Origin of the sequence: Pseudomonas sp. P5_109 (genome assembly GCF_034009455.1) — a bacterium.
Lineage (GTDB): Bacteria > Pseudomonadota > Gammaproteobacteria > Pseudomonadales > Pseudomonadaceae > Aquipseudomonas.
The window spans coordinates 5886130-5899080 of record NZ_CP125380.1 but is presented as its reverse complement, the minus strand read 5'-3'; the positions used below and the strand labels follow the sequence as shown (position 1 = coordinate 5899080).

Genomic DNA, 12951 nt, shown 5'->3' with positions numbered 1-12951 from the left:
AGTATTTTCAGGACGAACGCATAAATGAAAATAACAAAGAGTCTGTTCCACGCCGGTGTTCTGGGTCTTTCGCTGCTGGCGACCAGCGTCATCGCAGCGGTCCCCCAAGCCGAGGCCGACAAACTGGGCAAGAGCCTGACCCCGATGGGCGCTGAAATGGCGGGTAACGCCGACGGTTCGATCCCGGCCTGGAAGCCGATGGCGAAGAACGCCGGTACGGTCGACAGCAAAGGTTTCCTGTCCAACCCGTTCGCCAGCGAAAAACCGCTGTTCACCATCACGGCGCAGAACGTCGACCAGTACAAGGAAAAGCTCGCCCCGGGCCAGTACGCGATGTTCAAGCGCTACCCGGAAACCTTCAAGATGCCGGTCTATCCGTCTCATCGCGGTGCTACCGTGCCGGATGACGTGTTCGCTGCCATCAAGCGCAACGCCACCAACACCAACCTGGTGTCCGGCGGCAACGGCCTGGAAAACTTCGAGAGCGCCGTGCCGTTCCCGATTCCGAAAAGCGGTGTGGAAGTCATCTGGAACCACATCACCCGCTATCGCGGGGGCAGCGTGACCCGCCTGGTGACCCAGGCCACGCCGCAGCCGAATGGCTCGTTCAGCCTGGTGTATTTCCAGGACCAGTTCGTCTTCCGCGACAAGATGAAGGACTACGACCCGAAAAACCCGGGCAACATCCTGTTCTACTTCAAACAGAAAGTGACCGCCCCGGCACGTCTGGCCGGTGGTGTACTGCTGGTTCACGAGACGCTCGACCAGGTCAAGGAACCACGTTCGGCGTGGGTCTACAACGCCGGTCAGCGCCGTGTCCGTCGCGCGCCACAAGTGTCCTATGACGGTCCGGGTACCGCGGCCGACGGCCTGCGTACCTCCGACAACCTCGACATGTTCAACGGTGCACCGGATCGTTATGACTGGAAGCTCGAAGGCAAGAAGGAGCTGTACATCGCTTCCGACAGCTACAAGCTCGACGACCCGAACCTCAAGTACGCCGACATCATCAAGGCCGGCCACATCAACCAGGATCTGGCGCGTTACGAGTTGCGCCGGGTGTGGCATGTGGTTGCCACGTTGAAAGAAGGTCAGCGCCACATCTACGCCAAGCGTGACTTCTACATCGACGAAGATACCTGGCAGGCCGCAGTCATCGACCATTACGACGGTCGTGGCCAACTGTGGCGTGTAGGCGAGGCACATGCCGAGAACTACTACGACAAGCAAGTGCCGTGGTATGCCCTCGAAGCCCTGTACGACCTGCAGTCAGGTCGCTACCTGGCGCTGGGCATGAAAAACGAAGAGAAGTCGGCCTATGACTTCGGCTTCACTGCCACCACCAGCGACTTCACTCCGGCCGCCCTGCGTCAGGATGGCGTTCGCTAAGGTGAACTGAGTAGAGACCGCACCCTCTGAAAACGCCCCGACTGGTTCGGGGCGTTTTTTTTGCTTGTAGACTTTTTGTAGCCATTTGTAGCAATTACCTTCATTCCCTATCCGTTTACGGCTAGTCTGCGGACATCTGCAACGCCGCCACCCGCAATTCAAACAAGAGCCGGCTATGACTGATCTGTCTACACCCTCAGGTTCTGCACAGGTTGCTGTCGCGACACTCGACGGGCGCTTTTTCCGCCCGCCGTTGCCCGACGGCCATGTGCTGCGTCCACGTTTGTGCGAGCGCCTGAGTGCCGGGCTCGCAGGCAGGTTGTTGCTGGTCAGCGCACCGGCAGGGTTCGGCAAGAGTTCGCTGGCGGTGGAGTTTTGTCAGGGCTTGCCGGCACACTGGCAAAGTCTCTGGCTGGGGTTGAGCCCGCGCGACAGTGACCCGGGACGCTTTCTCGAGCGCCTGCTCGAAGGCCTTCAGGACTATTTCCCGCACCTGGGCAGGCAATCCCTCGGGCTGTTGAAAATGCGCCAGCGCCATCAGCCATTCGCGTTCGAAGAATGGCTGGACGGCCTGCTCGACGAGCTGGCCGTGCACCTGTCCACTGCGACGCCATTACTGCTGGTGCTGGATGATTACCATCTGGCCCAGGGGCCGGTGCTGGACCGTTGCCTGCAATTTTTCCTCAATCATCTTCCCGATGGCTTGCTGGTGATGGTCACCAGCCGCCAACGTCCCGACTGGCATCTGGCGCGGCTGCGGCTGTCGCGGCAACTGCTTGAGTTGCATGAACAGGATCTGCGCCTGACCCACGACGAGGCCTTGAGCCTGCTCGACCGGCACAGCAGTTCCTTGCGCGGTGAGGCACTGGAAAACCTGATCCAGCGCAGCGAAGGTTGGGTCGCGGGGTTACGCTTCTGGCTGCTGGCCGCTTCGGAGGCGGGTACCGATGGCGCGCTGCCGCAATCGTTGCACGGTGGGGAAGGGCTGATCCGCGATTACCTGCTCGAAGAGGTTATCGATTGCTTGCCCGCCGAGGTCCAGTCGTTCCTCTATGACACGGCACCCCAGGAACGTTTTTGCAGCGAACTGTGCGATGCCGTTCGCGACGCCCACGACAGCGGGGAGATCCTGCGCTTCCTGCTCGCCCACCAGGTGTTCCTGGTGCCGCTGGACGAACATGGCCATTGGTATCGTTACCACCACCTGTTTTCCGATCTGTTGCGCACGCGTCCGACTTCCCAGTCGATGGTCCCGGCCGCCAGCCTGCACCTGCGCGCCTGCCGCTGGTTCAATGCCCAGGGACTGCTCGATGAGGCCGTGGAGCAGGCCTTGCGTGCCGGTCACCTGGACGTCGCGGCGAACCTGGTGCAGAACCTCTCCGAGGAGCAACTGCTGGCCGAGCAGAATGTCGGCATGCTGCTGCGCTGGAAAATGGACTTGCCTGACAGTTTGCTGATCAGTACGCCGCGACTGATCGTTCTCTACAGCTGGGCGTTGGGCATGGCTTGCCAGCTGGATGCCGCCGAGGAGCTGGCCAGCCATCTGAGCCGCTTCCTGCCAGCTCCGTCGGCCACCGCACAGAAGTCCATGCTTGCTCAATGGCTGGCGTTGAGCGGCATCATTGCCCGTGGGCGCGGCAACCGCGAACTGACGCTGCGGTACTGCCGCGAAGCGTTGGACAGTCTTCCGTCCAAGCGTTACGGCCAGCGCCTGATGTGCCTCTCGACCCTGTCCAACCTGGCCATCGCCGACGGTGATCTGTGGCGGGCGCGGGGGTTGAATCGCGAATCGCTGGAGTTGGCGCAACGCGTCGGCAACCCGTTGTTCGAAGCACTGGCTCACTACGACCGTGCGCGGGTGCTGCAAGCGCGCGGGGAAATCTGTCGGGCGCTGGAGGAGGTCCGTCAGGGCCTGCAACGCCTGCAGAGCCTGTCTGCGCAACGGCTATATGCGGTTCGCGCCCGGTTGACCTTGTACGAGGGTTTTTTGCTGGCCCTGCGCATGCAGCCGCAATCGGCGCGGGTGCGATTGCAGGCAGGGTTGAGCGAGGCGCGTGCCTGTCGTGACATCAGCGTGCTGATCGGCCACTGCGTGATTGCAAGGCTGGAAGGCAGCAGCGGCGAGTTCGCCAAGGCCTTTGCCGAACTGGCCGAAGCCGAGCGGCTCATGCACATCTGGGATGTGCCACCGATTTACTACCTGGCCATGATCACCCTGGTCAAATGTGAACTCTGGCTGGGCCAGGGGCGCACCGACCTGGCCGAAGCCTGGCTGGCGCGTCTGGGGCAGACCTATAACGGCGAAAACGCGGCAGCACCACCGGAGTTCCATCCGCAATTACCGCTGCATATCGAATTGCAGCAAGCTTTGCTGGAAGTCATCCAGGGCCAGCCGATGCTGGCCGAAGGACGATTGAATGCGTTGCTCGAACATGGCCAGCAAAGCGGTCGGCAGATGCTCAGTGCCATGGCGCTGACCCAGAAAGTGGCGTTGTTGCTGGGCAGCGGACGCGAGCCGGAAGCACGCAAGGCGCTGGCCCAGGCGCTGGACGCCGCCGGTGGAGGGGTGCTGCAACCCTTTGAGGGTCTGCTGGCCGAGCACCCGGACTGGCTGCGTGGACAGCTGCAACTCTGCCCGCCAACCCCCGTTTCCCTGAGCCTCAGTGAAAAACTGCCAGCATTGGCTAGCCGTTCCGCAGTGGAGTCCTGCGTGGCCGCGGAACAACTCAGCGCGCGGGAACTGGCGGTCCTGCGCTTGATCGCCCAAGGCTGCTCGAACCAGGAAATCAGCGATCAGCTGTTTATCTCCCTGCACACGGTCAAGACCCACGCCAGTCACATCAACAGCAAGCTCGGCGTTGAGCGGCGTACACAGGCCGTGGCGCGGGCCAAGGAGTTGGGGGTACTGGGTTAAGGATTTTTCACGTTACTTGTCGTGGCCATTGGCTGGATACTCAATTGTGCGAAAATCGCTCGTCCCCGTTTATCGAGCAGGCCCCCGATGTCCCAGCAACCCACTCTCATCCGCGAAACCTTCCCCGTCGGCCCGTTGCAGTGCAACTGCACGATCATCGGCGATCCGGTGACGAAAAAGGCCATCGTTGTCGATCCGGGTGGCAATCATGAGCTGATCCTGGCGCGTCTCGACGCCTTGGGGCTGAAGGTGGTCAGCATCATTCATACTCATGCGCACCTCGATCATTTCCTGGCTTCCGGTCAACTCAAGGAGAAAACCGGCGCTACCCTGCACCTGCACAAGGAAGACCAGTTTCTGTGGGACAACCTGGAAATGCAGTGCCAGATGTTCGGTGTGCCTTACACCCCGGTGCCGTCCCCGGACCGTTGGCTGGCCGATGATGAAGAGCTGGCCTGTGGCTGTGGCGTGGCGCTGCACACGCCTGGGCATACACCGGGGTCGATGAGTTTCTGGTTTGCCGATGCCAAGCTGCTGATTGCCGGTGACACGTTGTTCAAGCGTGGAGTAGGGCGCACGGATTTGTGGGGTGGCGACCAGGCCACCATCGTGCGTTCGATCAAGCAACGTTTGTACACCCTCGACGAGGAGGCGATAGTGGTGGCCGGGCATGGTCCGGATACCCGTCTGGGCGATGAAATGCGCGAAAACCCGTTTGTACGGGCCTGATTTGTAACGAGCGGAATTTTTGTTCCAGAAAGTGATCCAACGCCCGCAAAGGCTGATGCCTTGGTCCGTTGCACCACAGAATGCAAAAAAGTAGGAGCTCTACATGTTCACCACGCGTCGTTTGATTATTCTCGCTACGGCTGTGGCCGTTTTGTCCGGTTGTGCCGCGCCTAACCCTTACGGCGCTCAAGGCCAGGCTCAGGGGCAGGCGGATAGCGGCTCCGAAGGCATGAGCAAGACCGCGAAATACGGTGGTCTCGGCGCTCTGGCCGGCGCGCTGGCCGGTGCTGCCATCAACCACGATAACCGTGGCAAGGGCGCGCTGATCGGTGCGGCGGTGGTCGGTGCTTCCGCGGCCGGTTACGGCTACTACGCCGATCAGCAAGAGAAAAAGCTGCGTGCCAGCATGGCCAACACGGGTGTTGAAGTGCAGCGCCAGGGCGACCAGATCAAGCTGATCATGCCGGGCAACATCACGTTCGCTACCGATTCGGCGAACATTGCCCCAAGTTTCTATCAGCCGCTGAACAACCTGGCGGGCTCGCTGAAAGAGTTCAACCAGAACCAGATCGAGATCGTCGGCTATACCGACAGCACCGGCAGCCGCCAGCACAACATGGACCTGTCCCAGCGCCGTGCCCAGAGCGTGGCAACCTACCTGACCTCGCAAGGTGTCAGCGGTGCCAACCTGAGCGCTCGCGGTGCCGGCCCGGATGGCCCGGTTGCCAGCAACGCTGACGTCAATGGCCGGGCGCAGAACCGCCGTGTAGAGGTCAACCTCAAGGCGATTCCGGGCCAGCAGTATGGTGGTCAGCAGCAAGGTAACGTTCAGCAATATCCATAACACCGCAAAACAAACTGTGGGAGCGGCGGTGCGACGATTCGACTTGCTCGCGAAGAGGGAATATCAGTCGACATTACAGTTGCCTGATACACCGCCTTCGCGAGCAAGCCCGCTCCCACATTTGCATGTGCTGCTTTTTTAGTTGGCTTCTTTCACCGCACTGAGAAACGCACACGTACGTTCCTGTTGCGGGTGTTCGAAGATCTGTGCCGGTGTGCCCTGCTCGTGGATCTGGCCCTTGTAGAAGAAGCACACACGGTCAGCGAACTCCCGGGCGAACCCCATCTGGTGGGTGACCATCAGCATCGTCAGGTTGTGTTCGGCACCGAGCTTGCGGATCACGTTGAGTACTTCGCCGCACAGCTCCGGATCGAGTGCTGAAGTCACTTCGTCGAACAGCATGACTTTCGGCCGCATGGCCAATGCGCGAGCGATCGCCACCCGTTGCTGCTGGCCACCGGAAAGCTGCGAAGGGTAGTGCCCCAGCTTGCTGCCCAGTCCTACCAGCTCCAGCAGATCCGCTGCGCGTTCCCGTGCTTCGGCGGCTTTCATGCCCAGCACTTGCACCGGCGCCTCGATGACGTTCTGCAACGCCGTCATGTGCGGGAACAGGTTGAAGCTCTGGAACACCATGCCGATCTTGCCGCGCACACGGCGGATATGCCGATCATTGGCCGGCACTAGCACGCCATTGCGATTGGGCATGTGTGTCAGCAAATCGTCTTCGATGCGGATCAGACCGTCGTCAATGCCTTCCAGGGTCATCAATACCCGCAACAGCGTGGATTTCCCCGAGCCGCTGGGGCCGATGATCGCGACTTTTTCGCCGGGTGTGACGTCCAGGTTCAAATGGTCGAGCACTGTGAAATTGCCGTAGCTTTTGGTGACGTCCTGGAAGCTGACAATCGGCTTGAGCGCTTTCGGTTGATGCATGGCCGTGGCCTCTTGCGGATGCAGCGGCGTCAGGTTGCCGCGCCGGGAAAGGTCGTTGGAGGTCGAGAGTGGAGAAGTCATTAGCGTAGCTCCAGGCGCAGTTCGAGGCGCCGTACCAGATAAGCCAGGGCGATGCTCAGGGCGAGGAAAAACAGACCGACCATGGTGATCGGCTCCAGGTAACGGAAGTTCTCGGAGCCGATGTTCTTGGCCTGCTGCATGATTTCAACCACGGTGATGGCCGACAGCACTGGCGTGTCCTTGAGCATTGCCACCAGGTAGTTGCCCAGCGGCGGCAGGATCGGCCGCAAGGCCTGGGGCAGGATGATGTTGCGGTAGGCGCTGTACGGTGCGATGTTCAGCGCGGTCACCGCTTCCCACTGCGCCCGCGGCACGGCATCGAGCCCGCCGCGATAGACCTCGGCGATGTAGCAGGCGTAGTGCACGCCGATGCCGATGATCCCCACTTGCATGGCCGTCATGCTGACGCCGTAGTTGGGCAGCACGTAGTAGAGGAAATACACCTGGATCAGCAGCGGTGTGCTGCGGATGAATTCGATCATCCCGGCGATCGGCCACGACAGCCAGTACAGGCGGCTGCGCCGGCCGATGGCGAGGAACAGCCCCAGCACGATGGCGATCAGGAAACCGATCAGGGTAATGCCCACGGTGTTGAGCGAAGCGCGCAGCAAATCGGGGAGGATCTGCCAGGCATAAGTCCAGTCGAACAGGGTCATGACAGACCTCCACGCATCCGGCCGCGCGCCAGCCGACGCTCAATGCTGCGCATGCCGAGGTTGATCGCTTGCGCGAGGATGAAATACATCACCAGCGCCAGGCTGAAGATTTCCAGGGTCTGGAAGGTCGCCTGATCCAGTTGTCGAGCGCGAAAGCTCAGGTCGGACAAGGTGATCAGTGACACCAGCGAAGTATTTTTCAGCAGTTCGATCAGCAGGTTGGTGCCCGGCGGGATGGCCGCGAGCAAGGCCTGAGGCAGAATGATTCGGCGAAAGCGCTTGTAGCCGCTGAAGTTCAGCGCAGTCGCCGCTTCATACTGACCCTTGGCCACGGAGCTGATCGCACCGCGCATCACCTCGGCGCCGTAAGCGCCGATGTGCAGGCCAAGGCCGACGATGGCCACGCTGTAGGGGCTCAGTTCCAGATTGAACGGTGGCAGCGGCAACACGAAGAACAGCCAGAACAACTGCACCAGCAACGACGTGCCGCGAAACACTTCAATGTAGGCGACCGAGAACCAGCTCAGCGGCCGCCACGGCGACATGCGTCCCAGCGCCGCCAGAATGGCCGCGACGATCGCCAGGATAGAGCCGAAGAAGGTTACCTGGAGCGTGACCCAGGCGCCTTGTATCAAAAGCGGAAGTAATTCACCCATTGTTCACACCTGCATGGTTCAACATCCGAAGTCAGCAGGGATAGGCATCGCGCCGCAGCGCCATGCCTGCCTCGACTATTGAGCGCAGAGCTCGGCAGCCGTTTTGCTGGTCACGTTGGATTTGTCGAAGCCGAACGGGGCGACCGTCTTGAGGTGCTCTTCGGAGCCCAGCCACTTTTTCAGTTCGGCGTTGACCGCATCCCGCAGGTCCTTGTCTTCCGGGCGGAAGGCGAGGGCGCCGTAACCGGTATGCGACGGGTCATCTTTGAATTCGGTGACCGCTTCGACCTTTTCACCACCCTTGGCAGCCAGGCCTTTCATGGTCAATTGGGTGCCCACGGCAGCATCGGCGCGACCGGCGCGCACGGCTTGCAACTGCGCGGTGGTGTCCGGCACCTGGAGGATTTGTGCGTCCTTCACCCCGGAATCCCGTGCGTATTTCAGGTTGACCGTGCCGGCCATGATCGCCAGTTTCACATCCGGGTTTTTGGCGATGTCTTCATAGCTGTGCAGATTTTTCGGGTTGCCTTTGGCGGTCAGGAGGGCGTCGGGCAACTGATACTGCGGATCGGTGAAGATGACTTGCTTGCAGCGTTCGGGCGTGATGTACATGCCCGCGGCGATCACGTCGAAACGCCCGGCGCGCAGGCCCGGGATCAGCGAGCCCCACTCGGTCAGCACGCCATCGACTTGCTTGATGCCCATTTTGGCGAAGATGACTTTGGCGATTTCCGGCGATTCACCGGTGACCCGGCCATCGGTCTCGGTAAAGGCGAACGGGGTTTCGTTGGCGTAGCCGATGCGGATGCTGCTGTTTTTCGTAATGGTTTCCAGCGTCGAGGCATGGGCGCTGGCGGCCAGGCCGAACATCGCGCAAGCCACGAACAGGTGACGCAAGACATGGGGAGTGCGGGGAATGGAATTGCTCATCGATAAAATCTCCTGTTTCTTGTGGACCCGTCTTTGACGGCTCTGTGGTAGGAGGCAGTGTGACAAGAGCAAAGCGTACGAGGGCTGGTCCACCTGTTGAGCCGAAGCGTGGAGAGACAGTTCCGGTACAGATCGATTGATTGTTGTTGGCGGCTGGTTCAGCAGCCTGTGCATCGACCTTGTACCGAGCATACAAAAGCCCTGCGCCACATTGCATTGCACTAGGACAATTGCTTTGCAGGGGTTCTCGCGGGATGCTGTCGGCACTGGCAAACACGTGGGTTCGGCGCTGATGGACAAGTGGAAGGCAGCATTGGAAATCGCCCGCAGCGGCGAGTCGAAATACAAGATCCTGGTCCAGGCGATCGCCGACGATATCGAGCAGGGTGTACTGGCCAATGATCAGCGGTTGCCACCGCAACGTAATGTTGCCGACGCCATGGGCATCAGTGTGCAAACCGTCACCAATGCCTACAAGGAGCTCGAGCGCCAGGGCCTGGTCAGGTGTGAGGTCGGGCGCGGCAGTTTTGTCTCGCGGCGAATGAGCGACCGGGTCGCCACTTATATTCTCGACAGCCCTGAACGGGCGCTGGTGGATTTTTCCATCACACGGATCATGCACACCCGAGAGCATGATCAGTTCTGGCGCGAAACCTGTCGCGAACTCAGCACCGAAGAGGATCAACCCTGGATTCACGCATTTCGCCCGATTGCCGGTTTTGAGTCGCACCGTGAAGCGGCAATGCACTGGATCGCTCGGCAAGGCCTGCGGGTCGAGCGCGACGACATCCTGATCACCAACGGCGCCGCCCACGGAATTTTCCTGGCGTTGGCATCCCTTGCCGGCCCGGATGACGTGGTGCTTTGCGAAGGCTTGACCGACCACGGCGTGATCGGTAATTCCCAGGTGCTCGGGTTTACCCTCAAGGGCCTGGAAATGGACCGCTACGGCATCGACCCGGAACATTTCGAGGACATGTGCAGCAATGAGCGGATCACCGCGCTGGTCTGCACACCGAACCTCAACAACCCGACCACCAGCCTGATGCCGGACAACCGTCGGCGCGAAATAGCCGAGATTGCCCGGCGCTTCGGCGTGCACATCATCGAAGACGACGTCTACGGGCCGCTGCTCGATGAGCGCCGCGCACCGCCGATCAGCCATTACCTGCCGGAGCTGTCGTTCTATTGCACCAGCATGACCAAGTCAGTGCTCACCGGTTTGCGCGTCGGTTACCTGGTGATGCCCAAGCGCCTGGCGCTGCGCACCGAGAGCATTTTGCGGGTTAACAGCTGGATGGCCACGCCCATGGTTTCGGAAATCGCCACGCGCTGGATTCGCGACGGGCGCGCCGACACGCTGGTGGAGTTGCAACGCAAGTTATTGGGCGGGCGTCAGGCGATGGTCAGCGAATACCTTGGCGAATACCTGCTCGGCCAGCACCCGCATGCGTTGAATGCCTGGATCGGCATTCCGCCGCACTGGGAGCTCGACAGCCTGGTGCGCGCGCTACGGCACAAGCATATTGCGGTCACTTCACCCGACCCGTTCACCGTGCGCGGCACGCCGCGGCCACGGGCGGTGCGAGTGTGCGTCGGTGCCGAATGCAGTGACGAGGAAATGCGCGATGCGCTGATGGGCATGCGCGAGATCTTCGGCCAGTACCCGCAAATCCATGACTTTTGAGGTGAAAAAAAGACGCCGAAATTTTGTCGACTAAATTGCCCTAGTACATTCAGCGCGACAATCCAGCCCTCTTAGACTGCGCCCAATACCTCTTCGGGATGCGGTCATGTCAGCGCTACAGCTCAACGATATTTACCTCGCCCGCCAGCGCATCGCAGCGTTGGTCCGGTGTACGCCCATGGAGCCTTCGCCCAGCCTGTCGCGGCATGTGGGCGTGCCGGTGTACCTCAAGCTCGAATCCCAGCAAATCACCGGCAGCTTCAAGTTGCGCGGCGCGAGCAATGCCGTGGCGCAGCTCAGTGCCGCGCAGAAGGCGCGTGGCGTGGTCGCCGCGTCGACCGGCAATCATGGCCGGGCGCTCGCTTACGCCGCATCGCAACACGGCGTGAAGGCGACAATTTGCCTGTCGCACCTGGTGCCGGGCAACAAGGTCCAGGCCATTCGCGATCTCGGCGCTGATGTGCGCATCGTCGGCCAGTCCCAGGATGACGCTCAGCGTGAAGCCGAGCGCATTGCCCATGAGCAAGGCGCAACGCTGCTGCCACCGTTTGACCACCCGGCGATCATCGCCGGGCAAGGCACGCTGGGGCTGGAAATCCTTGAGCAGCAGCCGGGCGTCGCCCATGTGCTGGTGCCGTTGTCCGGCGGCGGTCTGTTCGCCGGCGTGGCGCTGGCGCTGAAAAGTGCCAACCCGCAGATCGTCACCCACGGCATCAGCATGCAACGCGGTGCGGCCATGCACGCCAGTCTTGCGGCCGGCTGTCCCGTGGAAGTCGAAGAGCTGCCGACCCTGGCTGACTCGCTTGGCGGCGGCATCGGCCTGGACAACCGCTTCACCTTTGCCATGACCCGCGATACCTGCGATCACCTGCATCTGCTCGGCGAAGCCTCCATCGCCAATGCGATCCGCCACGCCTACCGCGAAGAGCGCCTGGTGCTGGAAGGGGCGGCGGCGGTGGGGATTGCCGCGCTGCTCGAAGGCTTGATCGCGCCGCGCGGGCCGGTCGTGGTGGTGGTCAGCGGACGCAACGTCGATATCGATCAGCACCTGCGCGTGCTGACCGGTGCCGATGCATGAATTCCCACAATATCGACTCAATGGAGTGCCGCGTTGATGAGTGAAATCACCTTGTTGAGCGAAGCCGATCTGCGTGCCTGCGTGGCGCTGGATCTGCCGAGCATCGAAGCCATCGAGCAGGCCTTCGTGCTGCTCGCCACTGCCGCTGTGGCCATGCCGCCGATCCTGCGCCTGGACATTCCTGAACATAACGGTGAAGTGGACGTGAAGACCGCCTACCTGCCGGGCCTGGAGCGCTTTGCGATCAAGGTCAGCCCGGGTTTTTTCGACAACCCGAAAATCGGGTTGCCGAGCCTCAACGGCATGATGATGTTGCTGTCCGCGCGCACCGGTCTGCTGGATGCCTTGCTGCTGGACAACGGCTACCTGACCGCCGTGCGTACAGCGGCGGCCGGGGCCGTGGCGGCGCGGGCGCTGTCGCGGGAAGACAGCCGCAGTGTGGCGCTGATCGGTGCCGGTGAGCAGGCCGCGCTGCAACTGCAAGCCCTGCGCCTGGTGCGGCCGATCGACAGCGTGCGGGTCTGGGCGCGGGACACCGCCAAGGCGCAGGCCTTCAGTGTCGAGCTGGCTCGCGACAGTGGCCTGGCGGTCAAGCCGTGCACGAGCATCGATGAGGCCATGGCCGATGTCGACATCGCAATCACCTGTACGCCGAGTCGCGAGCCGTTGATCGATGTGCGCCATTTGCACCCCGGCCTGCACATCACCGCCATGGGCTCGGACGCCGAGCACAAGAACGAAATTTCCCCCCGTGCGCTGGCGCAGGTCGACCGCTACGTGGCCGATCGTTTGAGCCAGACGCGCATTCTCGGCGAGCTGCATCACGCCCTCGCGGCGGGCGTGGTCAGCGACGAATCGGGTTTCGCAGAACTTGGCCAGGTGCTGGCCGGCCAACGGCCCGGTCGCACGCACGCAACGCAGATCACCTTGTGCGACCTCACGGGCACCGGCGCCCAGGACACGGCCATGGCTAACCTGGCCTTCGAGCGCGCGCGTTCGGCGGGCAAAGGATTTCAGTTCGGCAGTTAAACCGTTTTTTCATCCGTGCGTCATT

General features: G+C 61.6%; 11 protein-coding genes. 7 read left to right on the top strand and 4 right to left on the bottom strand.

Going from position 1 to position 12951, the window contains the following annotated elements; translation table 11 throughout:
• Window positions 1–24: 24 nt before the first annotated feature.
• From QMK54_RS26120 to QMK54_RS26105, 4 genes are all read left to right on the top strand, one after another.
• A complete protein-coding gene (locus tag QMK54_RS26120) occupies window positions 25–1389 on the top strand; it encodes a DUF1329 domain-containing protein (RefSeq protein WP_320401569.1) in 1365 nt (454 codons plus the stop codon).
• Window positions 1390–1564: 175 nt separating this feature from the next.
• Window positions 1565–4303: a LuxR C-terminal-related transcriptional regulator gene (locus QMK54_RS26115; protein WP_320401568.1), complete on the top strand. Its 2739-nt coding sequence runs from the start codon at window positions 1565–1567 to the stop codon at window positions 4301–4303.
• 87 nt (window positions 4304–4390) lie between these two features.
• Window positions 4391–5032, top strand: coding sequence for an MBL fold metallo-hydrolase (locus QMK54_RS26110; RefSeq protein ID WP_223588427.1), 642 nt, complete (start codon window positions 4391–4393; stop codon window positions 5030–5032).
• Between the two features lie 103 nt (window positions 5033–5135).
• Entirely contained in the window at window positions 5136–5876 is a 741-nt protein-coding gene (locus tag QMK54_RS26105; RefSeq protein WP_110658945.1) for an OmpA family protein, read from the top strand.
• 138 nt (window positions 5877–6014) lie between these two features.
• On the opposite strand, the gene ehuA is transcribed toward QMK54_RS26105, so the two are convergent.
• The 4 genes from ehuA to ehuB all read right to left on the bottom strand — a co-directional run bounded on the left by ehuA (window position 6015) and on the right by ehuB (window position 9132).
• Window positions 6015–6890: an ectoine/hydroxyectoine ABC transporter ATP-binding protein EhuA gene (gene ehuA / locus QMK54_RS26100; RefSeq protein ID WP_411740826.1), complete on the bottom strand. Its 876-nt coding sequence runs from the start codon at window positions 6888–6890 to the stop codon at window positions 6015–6017.
• Entirely contained in the window at window positions 6890–7546 is a 657-nt protein-coding gene (gene ehuD, locus QMK54_RS26095; protein WP_110658947.1) for an ectoine/hydroxyectoine ABC transporter permease subunit EhuD, read from the bottom strand. Before ehuD ends, ehuA begins: the two co-directional genes overlap by 1 nt.
• Window positions 7543–8202 carry an ectoine/hydroxyectoine ABC transporter permease subunit EhuC gene (gene ehuC, locus QMK54_RS26090; RefSeq protein WP_110658949.1) on the bottom strand — a complete coding sequence of 220 codons (660 nt, stop codon included), beginning with the start codon at window positions 8200–8202 and terminating at the stop codon, window positions 7543–7545. The genes ehuD and ehuC overlap by 4 nt, the downstream gene beginning before the upstream one ends.
• Window positions 8203–8277: 75 nt before the next feature.
• Window positions 8278–9132 (bottom strand): ectoine/hydroxyectoine ABC transporter substrate-binding protein EhuB, encoded by an 855-nt coding sequence (gene ehuB / locus QMK54_RS26085; protein ID WP_320401567.1) that lies wholly within the window; start codon window positions 9130–9132, stop codon window positions 8278–8280.
• Window positions 9133–9424: 292 nt separating this feature from the next.
• Here ehuB and QMK54_RS26080 point away from each other — a divergent pair, with 292 nt between their 5' ends.
• From QMK54_RS26080 to eutC, 3 genes are all read left to right on the top strand, one after another.
• Window positions 9425–10819 carry a PLP-dependent aminotransferase family protein gene (locus QMK54_RS26080; protein WP_110658963.1) on the top strand — a complete coding sequence of 465 codons (1395 nt, stop codon included), beginning with the start codon at window positions 9425–9427 and terminating at the stop codon, window positions 10817–10819.
• A gap of 106 nt (window positions 10820–10925) precedes the next feature.
• Window positions 10926–11897, top strand: coding sequence for a hydroxyectoine utilization dehydratase EutB (gene eutB / locus QMK54_RS26075; RefSeq protein WP_320401566.1), 972 nt, complete (start codon window positions 10926–10928; stop codon window positions 11895–11897).
• Between the two features lie 36 nt (window positions 11898–11933).
• The gene (gene eutC / locus QMK54_RS26070) at window positions 11934–12926 is read left to right on the top strand and encodes an ectoine utilization protein EutC (RefSeq protein ID WP_110658955.1); all 993 of its coding nucleotides are present in this window, start codon (window positions 11934–11936) and stop codon (window positions 12924–12926) included.
• The last annotated feature ends 25 nt before the right edge of the window (window positions 12927–12951 follow it).